The sequence below is a fragment of the Lelliottia sp. CFBP8978 genome (assembly GCF_034046055.2).
In the GTDB taxonomy this organism is placed as follows: Bacteria; Pseudomonadota; Gammaproteobacteria; order Enterobacterales; family Enterobacteriaceae; genus Enterobacter.
In genome coordinates this window covers 2,799,982-2,822,681 of the sequence record NZ_CM188253.1, presented here as the reverse complement: position 1 = coordinate 2,822,681, position 22,700 = coordinate 2,799,982, and the positions used below count along the sequence as shown (strand labels likewise).

Below are 22,700 nucleotides of genomic sequence, written 5' to 3'. Positions count from 1 at the left end.
TGCTAACGCACCGGCAGCCTGAAACAGGACGGGGATAAATACCTTACCCTACAACGGTATACACAGATGAAGAAAAACTCCCTCACGAGGGCGGGGTTACTCGCGCTCTCGCTGATGATGGGGAGCGGTGCGGCGTATGCGAAAACGCCGCCCGACCAGCTCATCATCGGTATGAATATGAACAACCTGCTCACGCTCGATCCGGCAGCGATGACCGGCAACGAAGTGGTGGGCATTGTGGTGAATCTCTATGATTCGCTGGTTGAACTCGATCCCAATGAGCTCACCAACGTCAGACCCGCGCTGGCAAAATCCTGGGATATTGCGCCGGATGGCAAAACCCTGACCTTCCATCTGCGTGATGACGTGAAATTCCACTCCGGTAATCCGCTCACCGCGCAGGATGTGGTGTGGTCGATGCGCCGCTTACTCCACCTGAATCTGGCCCAGGCGTCGGTGTGGAAATCCTATGGTTTCAGTAAAAAGAATATTGATAAGCAGATCGTCGCGCCGGATGACTACACCGTGCAGATTGTCCTGCCAAAAGCCAATGACCCGCAGCTGGTGATCTACTCGCTCGGCGCGCTGGGCAACCTGGGGGTACTCGACAGTAAAACGGTGCAGAGCCACGAGGTGAATAACGACTGGGGCAACCGCTGGCTGACGACGAATGAAGCCGGTTCAGGGCCGTTTATGCTCGAAACCTGGCAGGCGAAAGATGTGCTGCGCATGCAGCGCAATCCGCACTACTGGCGCGAAGAGCCGAAAATGAATCGCATCGTATTGCGCCATTTTCAGGAGTCGCAAACTCTGCGCCTGATGATTGAAAAAGGCGATCTGGATATCGCCAACAATATGGCGGTCTCCGACATCAACGCCCTGCGTAAAGACCCGCAGCTCACGGTCGAAGCCGTGCAAAAAGGCACGGTTTACTACGTGGCAATGAGCATGAAAGAGAGCCACTTTGCGAACCCTAAAGTGCGGGAAGCGGTGCGCTATCTGATTGATTATCAGGGCATCAATAAAGCGCTGATGCCGGGCTACGGCGTACTGCATCAGCGCCCAATCAAAGCCGGAATGCCCTCCACGCTGCCGGATCCGGGCTACACACTGGATATTCCGCGCGCCAAAAAGCTGCTGGCGGAAGCGGGCTATCCGGAAGGTTTCAACACCACGCTGCGGGTGCTGGCGGATCAGCCGTTCCTGAATATCGCCATTGCGGTCCAGTCGACGCTGATGCAGGCGGGTATCAACGCCAAAATCATTACCGGCACTGGCAACCAGATTTATGGCGCGATGCGCGAGCGTAAATTTGACATGTTAGTCGGTCGCGGTGGCAGTGGGGTTGAACCACACCCGCACTCCAGCCTGCGTGCGCTGGTCTATAACCCCGACAACAGCGACGAGGCGCGGCTGACCAACTTCCAGGGCTGGCGCACCAGTTTCTACGACAAACCGCTGAACGAGATGATCGACAAAGCGCTGCTGGAGCGCGATCCGCAAAAACAGATCGCCGACTACCAGCAAGTCCAGGTGCGTTATGACGAGCTGATCCCGGCGATGGTCCCGCTGTCGCAAATGGTCGATTCGGTGGTGGTGCGTAATGAAGTGAAAAACTTCCAGTCGCACCCGTCCGCCACCACCTTCCTGCGCGAAGTCTACAAAACCGGAGGTGATAAATGAGCGTGGCGATCCTCTCTCCCGGCTCACGCACCCGACGCTTTTCGAAGCGTTTAACTCAGGTGCTGGTGACGCTGTTTGGCCTGCTGCTGCTGACTTTTTTCATTGGCCGCGTGATGCCTGTCGATCCGGTGCTGGCGATTGTCGGCCCGGATGCCGATCACAGCACCTATCAGCAGGTATATCACCAGTTAGGCTTTGATAAATCACTGCTGACGCAGTTCGGCATTTACCTGAACAACCTGCTGCATGGCGATCTCGGCAATGCGCTGCTGACCGGTAAACCGGTGACGGACGATATTCTGCGCGTCTTCCCGGCCACGCTGGAGCTGGCAACGATGGCGATCATCGTTGGCGCCGGGCTCGGTATCCCGTTGGGCGTGCTGGCAGCGGCGCGTCGCAACAGCGTGTCCGATTATGTGGTGCGAATTATCAGTCTGGCCGGTTATTCCACGCCGATTTTCTGGGTCGGGATGATGGGGCTGCTGCTGTTCTACGCCTGGCTCGGCTGGGTGGGCGGCGCGGGGCGGCTGGATTTAGGGCTTGATGGTTTAGTGCCGCGTCGTACCGGCCTGATGACCGTCGATGCGCTGCTGGCGGGAAACAGCGCCGTTTTCTGGAATGCGATTAACCATCTGGTACTTCCGGCATCGCTGCTCGGTTTTCACTCCCTGGCCTATATCAGCCGCATGACCCGCAGCTTTATGCTGGCGCAGCTGTCCCAGGAGTTCATTATCACGGCGCGGGTGAAAGGGCTAACCGAGCGTCAGGTGATCTGGAATCACGCGTTCCGCAATATCCTGGTGCAACTGTTGACCGTGGTGGCGCTGGCCTACGGCTCGCTGCTGGAAGGGGCGGTACTGATCGAAACCGTCTTCTCGTGGCCGGGATTTGGCTCCTATCTTACCGGCAGTCTGCTGCTCGGCGACATGAATGCGGTGATGGGCTGCGTGCTGCTGGTGGGGCTGATCTTCGTGATGCTCAATCTGCTCTCCGACATGCTTTATCAACTCTTTGACCCGAGGACGAAATCATGACCGTTTCTCTGGATACGCCGCTGGGCGCGCGCAACACCGAAAGCCGCCAGCGTATAAAACGCTCGTTTTTCCGGGCAGCCGGATTTGTCGGCAAAATGGCCCGCAACCCGCTGACCGCCATTGGCGGCGGAATTGTTCTGCTGCTGCTGATTGTCGCCGCGTTTGCTCCGGTGATCGCGCCGTACAACCCGCTGGTGCAAGACCTGAACAACGCGCTGGTCGCCCCTAACGCGCAGCACTGGTTTGGCACCGACGAGTTTGGCCGCGATATCTTTAGCCGTCTGGTGTATGGCTCGCGTATCACGCTGTATATCGTGCTGCTGGTATCGGTCACCGTCGGGCCGCTGGGGCTGCTGCTGGGCGTGACGGCCGGGTATTTCGGCGGCAAAGTGGATGCGGTGCTAATGCGCGTCACGGATATTTTTATCTCTTTCCCAAGCCTGGTACTGGCGCTGGCGTTCGTGGCGGCTCTCGGTCCGGGGCTGGAGCATGTGGTGATTGCGATTACGATCACCGCCTGGCCACCGATTGCCCGTCTGGCGCGCGCGGAAACGCTCTCTTTACGTCAGGCCGATTTTATCTCGGCGGTGCGTTTGCAGGGGGCTTCTGCGGTCCGCGTGCTGTGGCGACATATCGTGCCGCTGTGCCTGCCGTCGGTGATTATCCGGATCACCATGAACATGGCCGGGATCATTCTGACGGCGGCGGGCCTTGGCTTTCTTGGCCTGGGCGCGCAACCGCCGGAGCCGGAGTGGGGCGCGATGATCTCCAGCGGGCGCACCTACATGATGGAGTGCTGGTGGGTAGTGACTATTCCGGGGCTGGCGATTCTGATTAACAGCCTGGCATTCAACTTCTTAGGAGATGGCCTACGTGACATCCTCGATCCTCGCAGCGAATAACGCTCCACTGCTCGATGTGCGCGATCTGCACGTCGATTTTATCAACGGCGGCGCGGTAACTAATGCCGTGCGCGGCGTCTCCTTCCAGCTCGGACGCGAAAAGCTGGCGATTGTCGGCGAGTCCGGATCCGGGAAATCCACCGTCGGGCGCGCGCTGTTGCGCCTGCATCCGGCGAAAGCGCGGATCAGCGCCACCCGTATGCAGTTTGGAGATGTGGATTTGCGCACCGTCAGCGAGGCGCAAATGCGCGGCATTCGCGGCAAACGCATCTCAATGATTATGCAGGACCCAAAATACTCGCTCAATCCGGTGGTCTGCGTCGGAGATCAGATTGCCGAAGCCTGGCTGACGCACCATCCGGGGCGCAAAGCCGAGGCCAAAGCCAAAGTGCTGGAGATGCTGGATGTCGTGCGCATTCGCCAGCCGGAGCGTGTTTATCACCTCTACCCGCATGAAATTTCCGGCGGTCAGGGGCAACGCATCATGATTGCCATGATGCTGATCACCGATCCTGAGCTGGTGATTGCCGATGAACCGACCTCCGCGCTGGATGTTTCGGTGCGTTTGCAGGTGCTGGGATTGCTCGACGATCTGGTGAAATCACGCGGTCTGGGGCTGATCTTTATCAGCCACGATATCAACCTGGTGCGCAGCTTCTGCGATCGCGTGCTGGTGATGTACGCCGGACGCGTGGTGGAGTCCATTGCCGCAAGCGATCTGCACAACGCCCGGCATCCGTATACCCAGGGGTTAATCAACGCGTTGCCGGAGCTTAACCATCGCCGTCCGGTGCTGCCCGTGTTGCAGCGCCAGGCAAGCTGGCTCACCGAGTAAGGAGCAGAGATGATCGAGATTACCAACCTTAACCTGGCCTTTGGCGAAGGCGAAAAGCGCAATCAGGTGCTGGACGATGTGAACATTACGGTCGCAGAAGGGGAGATCTACGGGCTGGTGGGGGAGTCGGGTTCCGGCAAAACCACGGTGCTGAAATGCCTTGCCGGACTGTTTACCCACTGGGACGGCCAGCTTGCGATTGACGGCAAACCGCTCGGGCGCAATATCAGCGCCGAGCGCTGTCGGCGCGTGCAGATGGTCTTTCAGGATCCCTATGGCTCGCTGCATCCGCGTCATACCATTGGCGATATTCTGGAGGAACCGCTGCAAATCCACGGTATTGCGGACCGGGACAGACGGATCCACGGTTTGCTCGATAAAGTGGGGCTGAACCGCGCGTTTCGCGATCGCTACCCGCATCAGCTTTCGGGCGGGCAGCGTCAGCGCGTGGCGATCGCCCGGGCGTTAATTCTGGAGCCGCAGGTGCTGCTGCTGGATGAACCGACATCGGCGCTGGACGTATCCGTGCAGGCAGAAATCCTCAATTTGCTGGCGGAACTCCAGCGCGAATCGAATCTCACCTATCTAATGGTGACGCACGATCTGGGCGTGATAGCGCACCTGTGCCAGAAAGTTGCGGTGATGCAGTACGGTAAGATTCTGGAAACCTTAACGGTTGACGAACTGGTGGCCGGGAATGCCAAAACCGACTATACGCGGATGCTGGTGAATGCCAGCCTGCAGTATAGTCGTGAGATGGCGCGGGAAGTGGCGGTGTATTAACGCAGCAACGGACAATCCGGCGGCAGGCGACACTCCAGCGCGCCGGGTAGCAGCGAGATGCGGAAATGCTCGCCGCTCAGCGGTTCACCGTCCAGGTTAAAGGTCATACCGTGTGGGGCGATCACCTCAAACCACGCCGACTGCCCGTCGAGCACATTCGGGCTCTCTTCTGGCCGTGTCAGAGTGGTGAACAGGGCCGGGAGCATGCCGTCGCTGGTGAAAATGCGCAATTGCAGCAAGCCGTCATTGATCAGGGCGTCCGGGCAAAGCTGTTGGCCGCCGCCAGCCTGACGACCGTTGCCAATCCCAATGACCAGCGCGTCACCCTGCCAGTGGAAATTGTCGCCATTAATTTCGCAGCGATCGGGTTTAAGCATGTCCATGCGCATCAGGCCATGAATCAGGTATGACACGCCGCCCAGCGCAGCTTTGAGTTTTTCCGGGGTTTCGCTGGTAATGCGAGTACCAAATCCACCCGTCGCCATATTGATAAAACAGGTTTTATCATTGACCTGGGCAATATCGACGGCGGTCGGTTTACCCACAATCGCCAGTTGCAAAGCCTTGTCCAGGCTTTCAGGAATGCCTGCGCTGGTGGCGAAATCATTGGCCGTACCCAGCGGTAAAATGCCCATGACCGGGCGCTCTGCGACATCCCGTTCGATAAGTGCGGTAGCGATTTCATTGATCGTTCCGTCGCCGCCCGCGGCGATAACCGTCTCAACGCCCAACTGGCAGGCCTCTTCGATATACCGTGCGGCATCCCCTTTTTCCCACGTCACGCGAACGTGAATAATCACGCCCTCGTCGCGCAGCGCGGTAATCGCTTCGCGCAGAAGATCGTTACCAGCACTTTTGCCGTTGAGGATCAGTAAACTATCCGGATAGGTAGACATCCAACGTTGCTCCTTTTTAGCCCTGATAAGAGTGTATCTCAGAGAAGGAAAAAGCGGGTAAGAACAGGATGAAAGGGGAAAAAATAAGCCTGCGTAAGGGAGATTACGCAGGCTAAGGAGGTGGTTCCTGGTACAGCTAGCATTTATGGGTTATGTTTTTCAGCGCAGGGGATAATACCCTTATTGAACGAAGCGGTATGTGATCCGATTCTAAGAATTATCCCACGCTGAAAAAATCCCGGTGCTTGACTATTTGTTGTGCGGATTACGGGTGCTTTCGCCGTTAAAGTTACGCATCAACAGCGCGTATTCCAGCTCCACTTCTTGCGGAACCGGCAGCCAGACGGTGTGTCCGTCGCCAGGCGCCACGGTAATCGCTTCGCCTTTGCCGTTTTCCAGGTGCTCCAGCGTGAAGTTGATATTCCCCTGCGGGGTCATCAGCTCCAGGCTGTCGCCCATCGTAAATTTGTTTTTCACCGCCACCGCGGCCAGATCGCCTTTGCGTGCGCCGGTAAAATCGCCCACGAACTGCTGGCGCTCGGAGATGGAGTAGCCGTGCTCGTAGTTCTGATAATCGTCATGGGTGTGACGACGCAGGAAACCTTCGGTGTAGCCGCGATGGGCCAGGCCTTCCAGGGTTTCCAGCAGGCTGGTATCAAACGGTTTACCCGCAGCAGCATCGTCGATGGCTTTGCGATAAACCTGCGCGGTACGGGCGCAGTAGTAATAAGACTTGGTACGGCCTTCGATCTTCAGGGAGTGAACGCCCATCTGCGTCAGACGCTCAACGTGCGAGATGGCGCGCAGATCTTTGGAGTTCATGATGTAAGTGCCGTGCTCGTCTTCAAACGCCGTCATGTATTCGCCCGGACGTTTGGCTTCTTCAATCATGAACACGCTGTCAGTCGGTGCGCCCACGCCCAGCGTTGGCTCAACGTTTTTCACCGGGATCGGCTCATGTTTATGCACGATATTGCCGACATCGTCTTCCTTACCTTCCTGGACGTTATATTCCCAGCGGCAGGCGTTGGTGCAGGTTCCCTGATTCGGGTCACGTTTATTGATATAGCCAGAGAGCAGGCAGCGGCCAGAGTAGGCCATGCACAGCGCACCGTGAACGAAGATCTCAATCTCCATTTCCGGCACCTGAGTACGAATCTCTTCGATCTCTTCAAGCGACAGTTCGCGCGACAGAATCACGCGGGTCAGCCCCATCTGTTTCCAGAATTTGACCGTTGCCCAGTTAACGGCGTTCGCCTGTACGGACAGGTGAATGTCCATCTCCGGGAAGTTCTCGCGAACCAGCATGATTAAACCGGGATCTGACATAATCAACGCATCAGGACCCATTTCCACGACCGGCTTAAGATCGCGAATAAACGTCTTCAGCTTGGCGTTATGCGGCGCGATATTCACCACCACGTAGAATTTCTTGCCCAGGGCATGCGCTTCGTTGATGCCAAGCTGCAAATTCTCGTGGTTGAATTCGTTATTACGCACGCGCAAGGAGTAACGCGGCTGGCCGGCATAAACGGCATCGGCGCCATAGGCGAAAGCGTAACGCATATTCTGCAGCGTTCCCGCCGGGGAAAGGAGTTCAGGTTTAAACATGTTTGTTCTCGTTCTGATGACAGGTCAGATCCGCTTGCACCAGGTGAAGCGGTAAGGGGAGATCCCCTACTTTAAGGGCGGGCATTGTAGCGCTGCGGGGCAGGGAGGTAAAGCGCCGGGTGGCGTCAAGGGCCGCCCGGCCTTTGCGCATGGGTCAGGAATTGTCTTTCAGCATCTGACGCGCACCGCTTCGCGGCAATAATGCATGGAAGTTATGTGAACAGGAATGACAGAACATACAGACACATAAAGGCAAATGACATCAGGATAATCGCAGCGATAAGAATAAATCCAATCGCGTTAATGGTGTCAGTGCCAGCGAAATTAACCACCCAAATAGCGATACGGCGCACGCGTTGAATTAATTTCGTCAGCAGATAGCTAATGAAAACGATAATTAGCGTTAACTGGGTAATAATAGACAAATACAACATAATGGCCTGAGGGATAAAATAGTTAGAAATAAGCCCCTTAGGCGTCATAATCAACATAGTTTCGTTATCGATAAAACTTAGCGATGAGCGGATGACTTCCATAACGTCCCAGTGTATGACGGGTCGCACCTCGAAATACATCTCTTGCTGAATATATAAATCTTCTATTGAGTCATTCTTGAGATGGGTGATGATTCCAGTGAACACCAGCAGAATAGCAATAAAAATAAAGGCAAAACTGAGGACGGCTTTGAGGGATGAAAAACCTTTTGCTATACCTGCGTTGATATAAATTCTGATCAAGAAAACAGAAAGAGCGTCCAGCAGCAGCGAGTACCAGAATCCCTGATGGATGAAGTCATGCAACGCAACATAAATGCCGGTTGGCAAATGCGCAGGAATAATCCGTTCCGGATTGCGAAAAACGAGAACCCACACATACCATACAACGAATAAAATACTGGAATACAAGATAAGCAAACAGGGAATAGTGAACAATTGTCTTTTAGAAAACGTTCGACTACCAAAGACCAGAAAGAAGGCGCTGACCCATTGTTCAGAAAAACGTGATATTTTATTATTATCAGGTAACAGGCGTTCTATTTTAAGTATTGCCTGCGTTTTCATTTTTTTATTGTAATTTAGCAAGCAGAGTAAAAGACTGGCAACACTAATGGTGGTAGTGATAATAATAAATAGCGTTCCAATAATGTTTGGCATTATAAAATATAACCTGTTTGACGGAAAGTCGATGGCTTTTTTTAGCATCACGACCCGGTACATGCAATCGTCAAATCAGGTAGGGAGTATCAGGAATGCGACCGGTAAAGGAGCGCAGCGGCAAGGTGATACCCGAGAGGCTCGGGTCACCTTTCAATGCAGAAAAATTTACGCAATCCTGCAGGCATCCGCCTCCCAGCGATAGCCCACACCGTATACCGCGCGGATAAACGACTGGTCTTCGTCCAGGGCTTCCAGCTTGCGGCGCAGGTTTTTGATATGACTGTCGATGGTGCGGTCCGTCACCACGCGATAATCGTCGTAAAGATGATTAAGCAGTTGTTCTCTGGAGAACACTTTGCCCGGCTCGTGAGACAGCGTTTTCAGCAGGCGGAACTCCGCCGGGGTCAGATCCAGCATCTTATTGCGCCAGCTGGCCTGGAAACGACTTTCATCGACAATCAGCGGGCTTTCGGCGTCGAGCACCTGCAGTTCGCGCTGCGGGCGGCAGCGACGCAGGATCGTTTTCACGCGGGCCACCACTTCACGCGGGCTGTACGGTTTACAGATGTAATCATCCGCGCCAATTTCCAGCCCCAGCAGGCGGTCGATCTCTTCGATTTTGGCTGTCACCATCACAATCGGCACGTCGGAAAAACGGCGGATCTCGCGGCACAGCGTCAGTCCGTCGGTGCCCGGCAGCATCAGGTCCAGCAAAATAAGATGCGGCGGCGTCTGGCGCACGTACGGAAGCACCCGATCGCCGTGGCTGATAAGCGTAGGGGCGTAGCTTGCTGCACGTAAATAGTCGATTAATAACTGCCCAAGCTTAGGCTCGTCCTCCACGATCAGAATGCGCGGTGTGTTTTCGTCAATGGGTAACTCAGTCATACTTCTCTCGATAAATCGCGTTCCAGCGGTAACTCTACTGTAATGCTAACCCCGCCAAAAGGCGAATGGGCGGCGCGGATCGTGCCCCCGTGCGCCTCAACGATGTTGACACAAATCGCCAGCCCCAGGCCGGAGCCGCCACTGGCGCGGTTGCGGGAGCCTTCGGTGCGGTAAAAACGCTCGAACAGTTTCTCCAGTTGTGCGTCCTGCACACCGGGGGCGGAGTCTGCAAAGGTCAGGGCAAAACGCCCCTCTTCCTGCCTGCCGGAGATACGTAAAGTGCCGCCGCCATCGGTATAGCGCAGGCTGTTTTCCAGCAGATTATTGAAAAGCTGCATCAGGCGATCGCGGTCGCCGAATACCACCGCGCTGTCCGGCAACGACAATTCGATGTTCAGATTGCGGCTGGCAAAGCGCTCGCGAAACGCGCCGCTGGCGACTTCCAGAACATTAATCACATCGACTGGCGCTTTCTGATAGGCCAGCGCGCCTTCGTCGGACATCGAAAGCTGATGCAGATCGTCCACCAGCTTGGTCAGCGTGCCCACTTCCGCCTGCAACGAGGCCACCGATTCAGGCGTGAACTGACGCACGCCGTCCTGAATGGCCTCCAGCTCGCCGCGCAAAACCGCCAGCGGTGTGCGCAGCTCATGGGAAATGTCGGCCATAAAGTCGCGGCGCATCTGCTGGTTTTTCTCAAGCGTACTTGCGAGCTGGTTAAAGTCCTGCGCCAGCCTGCCCAGTTCGTCCTGGCTGCGGGTATCCACGCGGGTGGAAAAATCGCCCGCCGCGAGCTTATGAGTGCCTTCCACCAGCCGCTTGACCGGCGCCAGCAGGCCACGCGCCAGCGGGAATGTCGCCAGTGCGGCCAGAAGGGTCGACAGGGCGACAATCAGCCAGCTGGTCTGCCGCTGCTGGCGATCAAAGTTGATATCGGTGTTACGCGTCAGCCGTTCGACCGGGGAGGCAATCACCCAGCCCACGGCGGCGCCATTAAACATAATGGCGCGTTTAGTACCGTCCGGTGGAACAGGGGCGCGCGGGCCAACCAGCACGTATTTGTCCTGATCGATAACCCAGAACTGCGTGCGCCAGCCGTGGGGCGGCATCCCGGGCCCCGGGCGATCGTCGTCATTATCATGTTCGAGCGAGCGCAAAATCTGGAACACAAACCGGTCGTTGTTACGCAAAAAACGCCAGTTGCCGTGCAGCGCATACTGATCGGCCAGCGCATCGCTCAGCCCCTGTAGCCGCTGCTCGTTTCCGCGCTTGATGTAGTCAATAAATCCCCGTTCAAAACTGACGCGCACGGCCCAGTGCATGGTGATCAGCAGGACAATACAGGTGGCGAAAATAGCCAGAAACAGTTTTCCGGTAATGCCGGTGCGCCAGAATTTCATCGTTCACTCCTTTTGCGTCGGCTAATGACGACATTGGTGCTGGTATCATCCGGAACCCGGGCGAAAATCAGGGCGGGCAGGGCGATAATGACCGCCATGCAAAGATAGGTGTAGAGGAAGACCTGATGCGCACTGGAAGAGTCGGCACCTAAATGGTGCTGGCCGTACATGCCGAGCAACAACCCCGCAATGGTGACCCCAACGCTCATGGAGAGCTGCATAATCATCGACAGCAAGCTGTTACCGCTGCTTGCCAGTTCGTCAGGTAAATCTTTCAGCGTCAGGGTGTTCATCGACGAGAAGCGCGTCGAGTTAATCACCCCCTGGAAAAACAGCACCAGCGGCAGGGCGTAGTACCAGCCCATTAATGCGACCGCCATAAACAGCAGGCTTACCAGCGCCAGCCCAAGCGTGCTCGTCACCAGTACTCGACGATAGCCAAAGCGGTTAACCACCTGCACCACAATACGCTTCATGCCCATGCTGCCGAGCACCATCGGGATCATCATCAGCCCGGCGTGGAACGGCGAAAACCCAAGGCCGATTTGCAGGAACACCGGCGTCATAAACGGTAGCATGCCGCTGCCGATCCGCCCTGCAAAGCTGCCAAACAGCCCAAGACGATAGGTGGCGTTACCAAAAAGGGACAGGCTGAACAGGGCGCGTTCGTTTTCACGGGCGTGCCACAGATACCAGAGGATGGCGATGATCCCGATTGCCACCAGAGCGCTCAGCGTGAGCGTGGAGATCCCGAGCCCTTTCTGTCCGTCGAGCGCCAGGGTCAGGGTCGCCATCCCCGCCGCCAGCAGCACAAAGCCGAAGAGATCAAAGCGCCGCGTCTGCATTTTGTAGTTCGGCATCAGCATCAGCGTGGCGATCGCGCCGACAATCCCGACCGGCAGATTGATCAAGAAAATCCAGTGCCAGGAGGCGTACTCCACCAGAATGCCGCCGAGCGCCGGGCCGAGTAACGGCCCGACCTGTCCGGGGAGCGTCACGAAGGTCATCGCCGCCATATACTGCGCGCGCGGGACAATTTTCATCACCGTCAGTCTGCCGACGGGAACCATCATGGCGCCGCCGACGCCCTGTAACACGCGGGCCATCACCAGTCCATCGAGGGTATCGGCCTGTGCGCAAAACAGGGAACCGGCGGTAAAGAGCACGATGGCGGTAAAGAAAATATTACGCACGCCGATTTTGTCTGCCATCCAGCCGCTGGCAGGCAGCATCACCGCCACCGTCAGCACATAGGAGACAATCACCATGTGCATATGCAGCGGGCTCTCTCCCAGACTTTTCGCCATCGAGGGGAGGGCGGTGTTGACAATGGTGGTGTCCAGCGACTGCATAAAAAAGCCGAAGGCGACAATCCACAATTGCCAGCGGACGTTTTTGGGAAGGTCAGTCATTTACCCGTTTACCCTGTCTCGGTTTGTACGTGAAAAACGCACCCGCAGGCGGTCGAAGAACAGATAGACCACCGGCGTGGTATAGAGCGTCAACAGCTGGCTCACTACCAGCCCACCGACAATCGTAATCCCCAGCGGCTGACGCAATTCCGAGCCATCGCCGCCGGATATCACCAGCGGCAGCGCGCCAAACAGCGCCGCCAGCGTGGTCATCATGATCGGGCGAAAACGCAGCAGACAGGCCTGGAAGATGGCGTCCTGCGGCGACATATTGCCGTTGCGCTGCGCGTCGAGTGCAAAGTCGACCATCATAATCGCATTTTTCTTCACAATGCCTATCAGGAGCATGATCCCGATAAGCGCGATGAGGCTAAAGGGCGCACCGAACAGCTCCAGCGCCAGCAGTGCGCCGACGCCCGCAGAGGGCAGGGTGGAGAGGATCGTCAGCGGATGGACGTAGCTTTCGTATAAAATCCCCAGCACGATATAGACCGTCGCAATCGCCGCCAGAATCAAAATCACCTGCGAGTTCATCGTTTGCTGGAACACCTGCGCCGTTCCGGCAAAACTCCCGCGCACGGTGGACGGCACGCCGAGTTGCGTCATCGCCCGGTTAATCGCATCGCTGGCCTCGGAGAGTGACGAGCCGGTCGGCAGGTTAAACGAGACCGTCGAGGCTGCCGACAATCCCTGATGGTTGACCGACAGCGGCGCATTGGCGGGTTGCCAGCGGGCAAAATAAGAGAGCGGTATGGATTTGCCCTCGTTATTAATGACGTACATTTTATCCAGCGCGCTGATGTCCTGGGTATAGCGCGGATCAACTTCCATCACCACTTTGTACTGGTTCATCGGCTGATAGATGGTGGAAATCTGGCGCTGACCAAAGGCGTTGTTGAGCAAACTGTTGGCCGCTTCGACGTTAATACCGAGCCGCGCCATGGTTTCGCGATCATAGGTCAGGTTCATCTCCGCGCCGTTATCCTGCTGGTCCGAGTTCACATCTGCCAGCTCCGGCAGGGCCGCCAGCGCTTTGCGGATTTTCGGCTCCCACTCGCGCAGGGCGGCCAGATCGTCTGACAACAGCGTGTACTGATAGCTGGCATTCGCCTGACGCCCGCCGACGCGGATATCCTGAACGGCCATCAAAAACAGATTCGCCCCCGGCTCTTTTGCCAGCTTGACGCGCAGGCGGTCAATCACCTGTTGAGCGCTTTCATGGCGCTCGCCGCGCGATTTCAGAGTGATAAACATCATTCCACTGTTGACGCGCGAGCCGCCGGTAAAGCCGGTCACGTTATCGACGGCGGAGTCTTCACGAATGATCTTCATGAAATCCTGCAGCTTCACGCGCATCGCCTGGAATGAGATGCTCTGATCCGCCTGAATCCCGCCCATCAGCACGCCGGTGTCCTGCTCCGGGAAGAAGGTTTTCGGGATGGAGATATACAACCAGACGTTAAGGGCAATGGTTGCCACCAGCACCAGCCCGACCAGCCGCGTATGGTTCAGCACCCACTTCAGCGACTTGCCGTAGCCTTCCTGCAGGGCAATCAGCAGGCGGCCAAAGCCTTTTTTGCGCGGTTGCGAGTGAGGCTTGCTGCGTTTAAGCATCCAGCCGCACATCATCGGAGTGAGGGTCAGAGAGATGACCAGCGAAATACCGATTGCCACCGAGAGCGTCACGGCGAACTCACGTAACAGCCGTCCGGGCAGGCCCCCCATTAGCAGCAGCGGCAGGAATACCGCCACCAGCGACAGACTCATCGACAGTACCGTAAAGCCCACTTCGCGTGTCCCTTGCAGGGAGGCTTGCAGCGGCTTCATTCCCGCTTCCAGATGGCGCGAAATATTTTCCAGCACCACGATGGCATCATCGACGACAAATCCGGTGGCGATGGTCAATGCCAGCAGCGACAGGTTGTTGAGGCTGAATCCGCACAGATACATAGCGGCAAAAGTGCCGATCAGCGAAACAGGAACCGCCACGGCGGGGATCAGCGTCGCGCGACCGGAGCGCAGGAACAGGAACACCACGAGGATCACCAGACCTACAGAGATGATCAGCGTCTGCTCGACCTCCTCCAGCGACGCGCGAATCGTCGGGGAGCGATCCTGGGCGATTTGCAGATCGATAGCCGCAGGAATGGTCTCCTGCAGTTCCGGCAGTTTTTCGCGGATGCTATTGACCGTCTGAATAATGTTGGCTTCCGGCAGCTTGCGGATCATCAGCAGAATGGCAGGTTTTGCGTTAGTCATCCCGGCGTTACGCACGTCCTGCACGGAATCGGTCACGCTCGCCACGTCGCTCAGGCGCACCGCCGCGCCATTGTTGTAGTGAATAATCAGCGGCTGATATTCCGCCGCGGTTTTCAGTTCGTCGTTGGTCTGGATCTGCCAGCGACGGCCGCTGTCCTCAATCGCCCCCTGCGGCTTGCGCACGTTGGCATTGCTGATGGCGCTGCGCACGTCATCCAGCGATACGCCCTGATTAAACAGCGCTTCAGGATTTAAGCCGACACGCACGGCGGGCAGGGAGCTACCGCCCACGTCCACGTCGCCGACGCCGTCAATCTGGGCGATGGTTTGCGCCAGCTGCGTAGAGGCAAAATCGTACAGCTCGCCCTGCGAATAGGTGTCCGACGTCAGCGTCAAAATCATGACCGGCGCATCGGACGGGTTGGCTTTGCGATAGGTCGGACGGCTCGGCATCCCGGACGGCAGCAGGTTTTGGGCGGCGTTAATGGCCGCCTGCACGTCGCGGGCAGCGCCGTTGATATCACGGTCGAAATTGAACTCAAGAATAATACGCGTGCTGCCAAGAGAGCTGCTGGAGGTCATTTCGCTGACCCCGGCTATGCGGCCAAGCGAGCGCTCCAGCGGTGTGGCCACCGACGAGGCCATGGTTTCCGGCGACGCGCCCGGCAGCGAGGCGCTGACCATGATCACCGGGAAATCCACCTGCGGCAGCGGAGCCACCGGCAGCAGCCGGAAGCCGAGCACGCCGCACAGGGTAATGGCGACCGAAATCAAAATCGTCGCCACCGGGCGGTAAATGAAGAGGGCGAAAAACTTCACTTACGCCTCCTCTTCACGCTTAGGGAAACGCGCTTTGAGCTTCAGCGCCAGGCCATCGAACAGCAGATAGATCACCGGGGTGGTGAACAGCGTCAACACCTGGCTGACCAGCAGACCGCCGACCATACCGATCCCCAATGGACGGCGCAGCTCTGCGCCGACGCCGGTACTGAGCATCAGCGGCAGAGCGCCGAGCAACGCCGCCATGGTGGTCATCAGAATCGGGCGAAAACGCAGCAGGCAGGCCTGGAAAATCGCCTCGCGCGGCGTCATGCCCTGTTCGCGTTCGGCGGCGAGAGCAAAGTCGATCATCATGATGGCGTTTTTCTTGACGATACCGATCAGCAAGATGATGCCGATGATCGCAATCACATCCAGTTCACTGCCGGAAAGCATCAGCGCCAGCAGCGCCCCAACGCCCGCGGTGGGCAGAGTGGAGAGGATGGTCACCGGGTGGATAAAGCTTTCGTACAGCACGCCGAGCACGATATACATCGCCACCACGGCCGCCACGATCAGCCAGATGGTATTTCCAAGCGCGGCCTGAAACGCCAGCGTACTCCCCTGGAACTGGGTCTGGATATCGGTCGGGAAGTTAAGCGTTTTTTCCGCATTCAGAATCGCATTCACCGCCTCGCCAAGGGAGTAGTTGTCCGGCACGTTAAACGAAATGGTGGTGGACGGGAACTGATCCAGATGGTTGACGGAGAGCGGCGTAAAGCGCTGTTCGACGGTGGCAATGGCGCTGAGCGGGACAATACCGCCGTCTTTGCTGGTCAGGCGAATTCCGTCGAGCGCGGCCAGCCCCGGAGTCTGTTCAGTATTGTGTTCCAGCACCACGCGATACTGGTTGGCCTGGGTATAAATGGTGGAGATCAGGCGCTGACCAAAGGCGTTATACAGCGCGTTATCCACGTCAGCCATGGTGATACCCAGCCGGCTGGCGGTGTCGCGGTTGACGTTGACATAGGCCGCCAATCCCTGGTCCTGCCAGTCGCTGCTGACGTCTGATAGCTGGGGCAACGCCTGGAGCTGACTGACCAGCTGTGGAACCCAGGTGCTCAGGGCATCGAGGCTGGTGGCCTGGAGCGTGAACTGATACTGCGTGCGGCTGACGGTGGTATCAATCGTCAGATCCTGAGTGGGTTGCAGGTACAGTTCTACGCCCGGTACTTTCGCGACCGCCTGTTGCAGCCGTTCAATAACCGTGTTTACGCGATCGTCCCGGTCATCCAGCGGCTTAAGGTTGATTTGCAAACGAGCGCTATTAAGCGAAGGATTGGTGCCGTCCACGCCGACAAACGAGGTCAGGCTCTCGACCGCCGGATCTTTCATGATCACCTCGGACACCTGCTGCTGGCGCTGCGCCATGCTGGCGAAGGAGACCGACTGCGGCGCCTGCAGCGTGCCCTGGATAATGCCGTTATCCTGAATCGGGAAAAATCCTTTGGGGATCACAATCCACAGCATCACGCTCAGGGCCAGCGTGCCCAGTGCCACGCTGAGAGTGGCCCAGGGGTGATTCAAAACTTTTGCCAGCACGCGCCCGTAAGCGGCAATAATACGGTCAAACAGGCGTTCCGAGGCGCGGGAAAAACGGTTTTGCTTGCGCAGCGACTCATAGCTCAACATGCGGGCGCACATCATCGGCGTGAGCGTCAGGGAGACAACGGCAGAAATCAGGATCGCGACCGCCAGCGTCACCGCAAATTCACGGAACAGACGGCCCACAATATCGCCCATAAACAGCAACGGGATCAGCACCGCAATCAGCGAGAAGGTTAACGAGATAATGGTAAAGCCAATTTCGCCCGCGCCTTTCAGCGCCGCCGCCAGCGGCTTTTCGCCTTTTTCGATATAGCGGGAGATATTCTCAATTACCACGATGGCATCATCGACCACAAACCCGGTAGCGATGGTCAGGGCCATGAGCGTGAGGTTATTGATCGAGAAATCAAGAAATACCATGACCGCAAACGTACCGACCAGCGACAGCGGGACCGCGACGGCGGGAATAATGGTCGCCGGAACGTTACGCAGGAAGACGTAGATAATCATCACCACCAGCGCAATCGCCAGCATCAGCTCGAACTGGGTGTCGCTGACGGACGCGCGGATATTGGTGGTGCGGTCGGAAAGTACCTTGACGCTCACCGATTTTGGCAGGCTCTCAATCAGCTGCGGCAGCATGGCGCGAATGCTGTCGGCGGTGTCGATGATATTTGCGCCCGGCTGACGCTGGACGTTCATCACAATCGCCTGCTGCCTGTTGGCCCATGCCCCCAGCCAGCTGTTTTCAGCCCCTTGTTCCACGACGGCTACATCCCCCAGACGGACTGGCGCACCGTTCTGATAGGCTACGATGAGCTGACGATACTCGTCCGCCGACTGCATCTGATCGTTAGCCGACAGGGTCACCGCGCGCGACGGGCCATCCAGCGAGCCTTTCGCCGAATTGACGTTAGCGCTGCTGATGGCGGTGCGAATGGTTTCACTGGTCAGGCCCAGAGCGGCAATCGCCTGGGCGTTAAGCCTGACGCGGACCGCAGGGCGCTGCCCGCCGGAGAGCGTCACCAGCCCGACGCCGGAAACCTGCGAGATTTTCTGTGCCACGCGGGTTTCCACCATATCCTCGACCTGAGTCATCGGCATGGCGGAGGAGGTGACCGCGAGAGTCATGATCGGCGGATCGGCCGGATTGACTTTACTGTAGACCGGCGGGTTGGGCAGATCGGACGGCAGCAGATTGGTGGCGGCGTTGATGGCGGCCTGCACCTCTTGCTCGGCCACGTCGAGCGGCAGAGTGAGCTGGAACTGCAGGGTGACGACCGAGGCACCGCCGGAGCTTTGCGATGACATCTGCTTTAAGCCCGACATCTGGCCAAACTGACGTTCCAGTGGCGCCGTAATCGCTGACGTCACCACATCCGGGCTGGCGCCGGGATAGAGAGTGATGACCTGAATCGTCGGATAATCCACCTCTGGCAGCGCGGAAACCGGCAGGAAGCGATAGCCAATAATCCCGGCCAGCAGAATCGCGACCATCAACAGCGTGGTGGCGACGGGACGCATAATGAACAGGCGTGACGGCCCACCTGTGGAGCCGGGCGGTAACACCTGCATCAGGAAGCCGCTCCCGGTTTAGCATGTTCAGGTCGGGCGGGTGTTTGGCTCGTCGCGGTGTCGCTGTGCGCTTCAACCACTTCCACTTTTGCCCCTTCGGTCAGACGATCAATTCCGTCGGTCACCACCCGATCCCCGGCAGAAAGACCGGCGCTGATCACCACGGTTTGACTGTCCTGAATACCCGGTTTCACCAGATGTTTGCTCACTTTGTTATCGCTGTTCAGCACCCAGACAAAGTTGCCTTCATTCCCCATCTGGAGCGCGGCAGTGGGGATCACCACGGCGTTCTCTTCGGTCGCAACCAGCATCCGCGCATTGACAAACTGATTGGGGAACAAGGCGTCATCCGGGTTGTTAAAACGGGCTTTAAGCTTGATGGTGCCGGTGGTGGCGTCGATCTGGTTATCCAGGCTCAACAGCGTACCGTCGCTCAGTTTGGCCTTGTTCGCCCGATCCCATGCTTCCACGGTTAGCTTCTGGCCTGCTTTTTGCGCCTGGACAACGGTGGCGATATCACTCTCCGGCAGGGTAAACACCAAATCAATCGGGTGGGTTTGGGTGAGAACCACAATGCCGGTGGTATCGCCGCTGGAGATCTGGTTGCCAATGTCGACCTGTTTTAAGCCGACGCGCCCGTCAATCGGGGCGGTGATTCGGCTCCAGTCGAGCTGTAACTGCGCGCTGGCAACGGCGGCTTCATCAGCCTTGAGCGTTCCCTGCGCTTCACTGACCAGCGACTGTTGGGTGTCAAGCTCCTGGCGGGAGACCAGATTGGTTTTGACCAGCTGCTGATAACGAGCCAGATCGCGCCGGGCGTTGGCAAGCGTCGCTTTGTCTTTTGCCAGTTGCCCCTGTGCCTGAGCGAGCGCCACTTTGAACTGGCTGGGATCGATTTCTGCCAGTAAATCACCGGCTTTGACCTGCTGACCTTCCTGGAAGTGGATCGCCATCAGTTGTCCGTCAACGCGGCTGCGTACGGTCACGGTATTGGCGGCGGTAACGGTCCCCAGGCCGGAGAGATAACGAGGAACGGATTTGCTGACGGCTGTCGCGGCCTGGACAGGTGCCAGCGCACCGCCGCGCATACCGTGACGGCCACCGCCAGCAGGGCGTTGCGCCTGGCTGTTTGCGCCCGCAGGGGCGTTCGCACCCTGGGATTGACTGTACCAGTACCACGCAGCAGCAAGAGCCACCACAATGACACCGGCGGCGATTGCCCAGCGGGATTTATGACTGCCTTTCATCGTTATACGTTCTCATCCTGAAACACTTCGGGAAATGATACTAGTTTAGTCAGGTAAAGCCGCGGAAAAATGGAGGAAATATGAAAGACTGTCTGGATTTGTCTGAATGGAGGCAAAAGCAAAACGGTCACGCCAGTGACCGTTTTGAGTGTTTTCTCCCTCTCCCCGTGGGAGAGGGCCGGGGTGAGGGCATCAGACCGCACAAGGCAAAAGCAAAACGGTCACGCCAGTGACCGTTTTGAGTGTTTTCTCCCTTTCCCCGTGGGAAAGGGCCGGGGTGAGGGCATCAGGCTGTTAGCTAAACATCACCTTCGCCCAGCGGGCCAGACCGGCGGTCACGGAGCCAAAATCATCGCCCCCGGCAATCGGAATGCCCGGTAGCTGTTCCGCCAGCGCTTTTTTGATCAGCGGTGAACGGGCGCTCCCCCCGGTCAGGTAGATCACGTCCGGCTTCTCGTTGCCATTCTCCAGCGCCAGCTGAACTTGCTCCAGAATACGCTGCAAAGGCTGAGACAGCGCGGTTTCCAGCCCTTGCTGAGAGATGGCGGTGGCCAGTTCGTCGCTGATAAACGGTAATCGCACGGCGTGCTCGACGGCGTCAGAGAGCGCAATTTTGCTCTCTTCAGCGCTACGCACCACGCGGTAGCTCAGACGCTGACGCCAGACTTTATGCAGCAGGGCCACTTTGTCGCCGTCCTGGGCATCGCGCACCAGATCGTTGAGGAAGCGTCCATTGGCGGTGCTGTAAAAATCGCTCTGTGCCGGAACATCGTTAATCGCGACCGCATTCCACCACGGCAGGATCGGCAACGCGGTCCCTTTTTCAGTTTGCCCGCCCATTCCGAGCAGCGGCATCAGACTTTTAAACGCCAGCGCGATATCCAGATCGTTACCGCCCACGCGGCAGCCGCTGTGGCCCAGAAGGCTGTTTTCACGATCGCGGCGTTGGTGCCACTGTGGCCCCATCAGCAGCAGGGAGCAGTCGGTTGTCCCCCCTCCGATATCGACCACCAGCACGCGCTTTTCTTCACGCAGCGTGGCTTCAAAATCCAGACCCGCCGCAACCGGCTCGTACTGGAATACCACGTCGCGAAAACCGGCGCGGTGCGCTGCGCGTTCAAGGATACCCTGCGCCTGCTGGTTTGCCTCATCGCCACCCAGGCCCTGGAAGTTTATCGGACGACCAATCACGGCCTGGGTGATGGCGTCAGTGACCTGAGTCTGCGCCTGATTGCGGATGTGCAGCATCATGGCGCACACCAGATCTTCGAACAGGGCGACCTGCTGGGGCTTCAGCCCACTGGCTCCGAGGAACGATTTTGGCGACTTAACGAAGTAAACTTCTTCCGGATCTTCGATGTACTGGCCCAGAGAGGACAAGCCAAACTGCACGCTGGATGGCGTAACGTCGATATCTTCTTCGCGGTTGTAGTTGACGGCCCGACGCAGCAGCGCCTGAGTCTCCCCGGCAGTGGCCGGAACCTGATGATGGCGGTAGAGCCATTCGCTCACGGCCTCACGCGTCGGCGCGCAGAGCATCGACGGCAGCAGAGTGCTCTCTTTTTCCATTTTCAGCAGACGAGGCTGATCGTTATCCATCACTGCCACAGAGCAGTTTGCTGTACCGTAGTCAAAACCAATAAACACTGACGAAGTCCCCATGCCGTTGAGAAGGGGCGAGACTTTAGCGAAATGTCACGCCCGCGACAACAGGAATATGAAAGCAAGGCGCTGCGGACAAACCCGGTTTATGCTGAGGAGGACAATGAAAGGAGTAACAATGTACACCCTGAACTGGCAACCCCCCTATGACTGGCAATGGATGTTGGGATTTCTTGGCGCACGTGCGGTGGCCGGGATTGAAACCGTGACGGATAACTATTACGAGCGTAGCTTCAGCTACGACGGCCATCACGGGCTGTTTCGCGTCACGCCAGAGATCGAGAAGGCCACGCTTCTGGTGACGCTTAGTGAAGGACTGATGCCGGTCGCTCAGGTTTGTCTGACGCGCATCGAACGGCTGTTCGATCTCGCCTGCGATCCGCAACAGATTGCCGCCGCGCTGGGCGACCTGGGAGCCGCGCGACCCGGTTTACGCCTGCCGGGAGCGATGGATGCGTATGAGCAGGGCGTGCGTGCGATTCTGGGTCAACTGGTGAGCGTCTCTATGGCGGCGAAGCTCGCGGCTCGCGTGGTGGCGTTGTGCGGTACGCCGTTGCAGGGCGTTGCTGGCTATTACATTTTCCCCACGCCCGATGCCCTTGCGGCGGCGGATCCGCAGGCGCTTAAGGCGCTGGGGATGCCGGTCAAACGCGCAGAATCGCTGATTCATCTTGCGCAGTCGGTTGTGGAGGGAAATTTCCCGTTACAGCCGCCAGACGATATCGAGGCGGGGATGAAGGCGCTGCAGACGCGTCCCGGAATCGGGCGCTGGACGGCAAACTATCTGGCTCTGCGCGGATGGCAGGCGAAGGATGTTTTTCTGCCTGATGACTATCTGATTAAGCAGCGGTTCGCCGGAATGACCCCGGCGCAAATCCGCCGCTATGCCCAGCGCTGGCAGCCGTGGCGGTCTTATGCGTTGCTGCACATCTGGTATACCGACGGCTGGACGCCTTGACGGCAGCCGTAATAACAACCGCTGAGGTTAT

16 protein-coding genes are annotated in these 22,700 nt (G+C 57.7%); 6 read left to right on the top strand and 10 right to left on the bottom strand.

What is annotated here, in order from left to right:
- The first annotated feature begins 66 nt into the window (after positions 1-66).
- From SOM82_RS13330 to SOM82_RS13310, 5 genes are read left to right on the top strand one after another with little or no spacing between them, the layout of a single operon-like run.
- Positions 67-1,683, top strand: coding sequence for an ABC transporter substrate-binding protein (locus SOM82_RS13330; RefSeq protein ID WP_320459811.1), 1,617 nt, complete (start codon positions 67-69; stop codon positions 1,681-1,683).
- Positions 1,680-2,717, top strand: a complete 1,038-nt coding sequence (locus tag SOM82_RS13325; protein ID WP_154127329.1) for an ABC transporter permease — start codon at positions 1,680-1,682, stop codon at positions 2,715-2,717. The genes SOM82_RS13330 and SOM82_RS13325 overlap by 4 nt, the downstream gene beginning before the upstream one ends.
- Positions 2,714-3,619: an ABC transporter permease gene (locus tag SOM82_RS13320; protein ID WP_154127328.1), complete on the top strand. Its 906-nt coding sequence runs from the start codon at positions 2,714-2,716 to the stop codon at positions 3,617-3,619. Before SOM82_RS13325 ends, SOM82_RS13320 begins: the two co-directional genes overlap by 4 nt.
- Positions 3,591-4,454, top strand: a complete 864-nt coding sequence (locus SOM82_RS13315; protein ID WP_320459812.1) for an ABC transporter ATP-binding protein — start codon at positions 3,591-3,593, stop codon at positions 4,452-4,454. The genes SOM82_RS13320 and SOM82_RS13315 overlap by 29 nt, the downstream gene beginning before the upstream one ends.
- Positions 4,455-4,463: 9 nt before the next feature.
- On the top strand, positions 4,464-5,237 hold the full coding sequence (locus SOM82_RS13310) for an ABC transporter ATP-binding protein (protein ID WP_320459813.1): 774 nt from the start codon (positions 4,464-4,466) through the stop codon (positions 5,235-5,237).
- On the opposite strand, the gene yegS is transcribed toward SOM82_RS13310, so the two are convergent.
- The 10 genes from yegS to yegD all read right to left on the bottom strand — a co-directional run bounded on the left by yegS (position 5,234) and on the right by yegD (position 21,696).
- Positions 5,234-6,133, bottom strand: coding sequence for a lipid kinase YegS (yegS, locus tag SOM82_RS13305; protein ID WP_320459814.1), 900 nt, complete (start codon positions 6,131-6,133; stop codon positions 5,234-5,236). The two genes, SOM82_RS13310 and yegS, sit on opposite strands and share 4 nt — an antisense overlap.
- Before the next feature lie 249 nt (positions 6,134-6,382).
- A complete protein-coding gene (gene trhP / locus SOM82_RS13300; RefSeq protein WP_320459815.1) occupies positions 6,383-7,744 on the bottom strand; it encodes a prephenate-dependent tRNA uridine(34) hydroxylase TrhP in 1,362 nt (453 codons plus the stop codon).
- Between the two features lie 212 nt (positions 7,745-7,956).
- Positions 7,957-8,898 carry a hypothetical protein gene (locus SOM82_RS13295; RefSeq protein WP_501083530.1) on the bottom strand — a complete coding sequence of 314 codons (942 nt, stop codon included), beginning with the start codon at positions 8,896-8,898 and terminating at the stop codon, positions 7,957-7,959.
- A 168-nt stretch (positions 8,899-9,066) separates the two neighbouring features.
- Positions 9,067-9,789 (bottom strand): envelope stress response regulator BaeR, encoded by a 723-nt coding sequence (gene baeR, locus SOM82_RS13290; protein WP_154127323.1) that lies wholly within the window; start codon positions 9,787-9,789, stop codon positions 9,067-9,069.
- A complete protein-coding gene (gene baeS / locus SOM82_RS13285; protein WP_320459817.1) occupies positions 9,786-11,189 on the bottom strand; it encodes an envelope stress sensor histidine kinase BaeS in 1,404 nt (467 codons plus the stop codon). Before baeS ends, baeR begins: the two co-directional genes overlap by 4 nt.
- Positions 11,186-12,601, bottom strand: coding sequence for an MFS transporter (locus tag SOM82_RS13280; protein WP_320459818.1), 1,416 nt, complete (start codon positions 12,599-12,601; stop codon positions 11,186-11,188). The genes baeS and SOM82_RS13280 overlap by 4 nt, the downstream gene beginning before the upstream one ends.
- Positions 12,602-15,679, bottom strand: a complete 3,078-nt coding sequence (gene mdtC, locus SOM82_RS13275) for a multidrug efflux RND transporter permease subunit MdtC (protein WP_320459819.1) — start codon at positions 15,677-15,679, stop codon at positions 12,602-12,604. It abuts the gene before it with no gap.
- Entirely contained in the window at positions 15,680-18,802 is a 3,123-nt protein-coding gene (locus tag SOM82_RS13270; protein WP_320459820.1) for an MdtB/MuxB family multidrug efflux RND transporter permease subunit, read from the bottom strand.
- Positions 18,802-20,049 carry an MdtA/MuxA family multidrug efflux RND transporter periplasmic adaptor subunit gene (locus tag SOM82_RS13265; protein ID WP_320459821.1) on the bottom strand — a complete coding sequence of 416 codons (1,248 nt, stop codon included), beginning with the start codon at positions 20,047-20,049 and terminating at the stop codon, positions 18,802-18,804. The genes SOM82_RS13270 and SOM82_RS13265 overlap by 1 nt, the downstream gene beginning before the upstream one ends.
- A 294-nt stretch (positions 20,050-20,343) precedes the next feature.
- Positions 20,344-21,696 carry a molecular chaperone gene (yegD, locus tag SOM82_RS13260; protein ID WP_320459822.1) on the bottom strand — a complete coding sequence of 451 codons (1,353 nt, stop codon included), beginning with the start codon at positions 21,694-21,696 and terminating at the stop codon, positions 20,344-20,346.
- 133 nt (positions 21,697-21,829) lie between these two features.
- On the opposite strand from yegD, the gene alkA reads away from it, so the two are divergent.
- A complete protein-coding gene (alkA, locus tag SOM82_RS13255) occupies positions 21,830-22,669 on the top strand; it encodes a DNA-3-methyladenine glycosylase 2 (RefSeq protein ID WP_320459862.1) in 840 nt (279 codons plus the stop codon).
- Positions 22,670-22,700 lie beyond the last annotated feature (31 nt).

Coding starts and splice junctions, on each gene's coding strand:
- SOM82_RS13330 (WP_320459811.1), top strand. CDS start 67: ATGAAGAAAAACTCCCTCACGAGGGCGGGGTTACTCGCGCTCTCGCTG.
- SOM82_RS13325 (WP_154127329.1), top strand. CDS start 1,680: ATGAGCGTGGCGATCCTCTCTCCCGGCTCACGCACCCGACGCTTTTCG.
- SOM82_RS13320 (WP_154127328.1), top strand. CDS start 2,714: ATGACCGTTTCTCTGGATACGCCGCTGGGCGCGCGCAACACCGAAAGC.
- SOM82_RS13310 (WP_320459813.1), top strand. CDS start 4,464: ATGATCGAGATTACCAACCTTAACCTGGCCTTTGGCGAAGGCGAAAAG.
- yegS (WP_320459814.1), bottom strand. CDS start 6,133: ATGTCTACCTATCCGGATAGTTTACTGATCCTCAACGGCAAAAGTGCT.
- trhP (WP_320459815.1), bottom strand. CDS start 7,744: ATGTTTAAACCTGAACTCCTTTCCCCGGCGGGAACGCTGCAGAATATG.
- SOM82_RS13295 (WP_501083530.1), bottom strand. CDS start 8,898: ATGCCAAACATTATTGGAACGCTATTTATTATTATCACTACCACCATT.
- baeR (WP_154127323.1), bottom strand. CDS start 9,789: ATGACTGAGTTACCCATTGACGAAAACACACCGCGCATTCTGATCGTG.
- baeS (WP_320459817.1), bottom strand. CDS start 11,189: ATGAAATTCTGGCGCACCGGCATTACCGGAAAACTGTTTCTGGCTATT.
- SOM82_RS13280 (WP_320459818.1), bottom strand. CDS start 12,601: ATGACTGACCTTCCCAAAAACGTCCGCTGGCAATTGTGGATTGTCGCC.
- SOM82_RS13270 (WP_320459820.1), bottom strand. CDS start 18,802: ATGCAGGTGTTACCGCCCGGCTCCACAGGTGGGCCGTCACGCCTGTTC.
- SOM82_RS13265 (WP_320459821.1), bottom strand. CDS start 20,049: ATGAAAGGCAGTCATAAATCCCGCTGGGCAATCGCCGCCGGTGTCATT.
- alkA (WP_320459862.1), top strand. CDS start 21,830: ATGTACACCCTGAACTGGCAACCCCCCTATGACTGGCAATGGATGTTG.